Below are 1,084 nucleotides of genomic sequence, written 5' to 3' on the forward strand. Positions count from 1 at the left end.
GGTGGTGGCGAGGCATCCGTCGATGAGGTGAGGGCGGTACTGGAGTCTCTTCAGGCTGCGCTTGACGGCTCGGGCGAGTTGGTCGATGTCGGCGGCGGCGAGGTTGCCAATGGTGCGCTTGACCAGCGACCAGACGCCCTCTTGCGGGTTGAGGTCGGGAGCGTACGAGGGGAGTTGGAAGACGGTCAGCCAGTCCTTGCTCGCCTTGATGAACTCCTGCATCGGCGGCATCAGGTGGGCACGCAGGTTGTCCCACACGAGCACGATCGGACCGCTGAGCTGGATGTGCGCCCGGATGAGCAGGTCCCGGTAGTCCTGCCAGGTCAGGCCCTTCTTCTCACCTTTGCGGCCCCGGTAGACGTGGAAGCTGTAGAACATCCGCGAGCGCTGACCGGGTTTGTAGCAGCTCAGCCCCGCCATGGAGACCCGGCCGCCTCCTCGGCCGCGCACCCGAACCACGGGCGTGCAGCCGACCCGACCCCAGGTCCGGGCGCGCGGCGGCCTCATCGACTGCCCGGCTTCGTCCTCGAAGACAAGCCAGGCCTCGCGGGCCGCCGCGGCGCTTTTACCCGCGGCCACGTCTCCTTCTTCCACAACTCGACGGCCGCGTCATCACGCTCGATGGCCCGGCGGGCCGGCTGCTGCCAGGACCAGCCGTGCCGCTTGAGCAGGACCCACGTGCCCTCCACGGTGTAGGAAACGTGGAACATCCGGCCGATCAGCGTCTTCACCCGAGCCAAGGTCCATCGCTGGTCGTCCCAGCCGTGGGCAAGCGGCCCACGCTCCAACTCCCGCTCCAGCCTCATGATCTGGGTATCGGAAAGCTTTGGACGACCCGGCGAACCCTTCGAGGCGATTCCTGCCGCGCCGTCCTCGCGCCACTGCCGGCGCCAGCGCTCCACCGAACGCACACTCACCCGCAGTGCGGCCGCGATGTCCCGATTCTTCTCACCGCCCTCGAAGCGATCCACGGCCTGCCGTCGGATCCGCTCCCGCGCGGCCCTCTCCGCGTCGGTCAAACCGCCACCCTGTGCATACCTCACAGCACACGACTACCGGGACCAACCCTCCAACGGCAGGCGAA

General features: G+C 67.9%; 2 protein-coding genes. Both read right to left on the reverse strand.

Features of this window, described 5'->3' with window-relative positions; genetic code table 11:
* Positions 1–507, reverse strand: a 507-nt coding sequence (locus tag ACIOGZ_RS41845; protein ID WP_400989918.1) for a transposase, incomplete at its 3' end; no start/stop codon positions are given.
* Positions 504–1,043 carry a winged helix-turn-helix domain-containing protein gene (locus tag ACIOGZ_RS41850; protein WP_400989915.1) on the reverse strand — a complete coding sequence of 180 codons (540 nt, stop codon included), beginning with the start codon at positions 1,041–1,043 and terminating at the stop codon, positions 504–506. The genes ACIOGZ_RS41845 and ACIOGZ_RS41850, both read right to left, overlap by 4 nt.
* Positions 1,044–1,084: the final 41 nt, after the last annotated feature.

The sequence above is a fragment of the Kitasatospora sp. NPDC088160 genome (assembly GCF_044741445.1).
Classification (GTDB): Bacteria; Actinomycetota; Actinomycetes; order Streptomycetales; family Streptomycetaceae; genus Kitasatospora.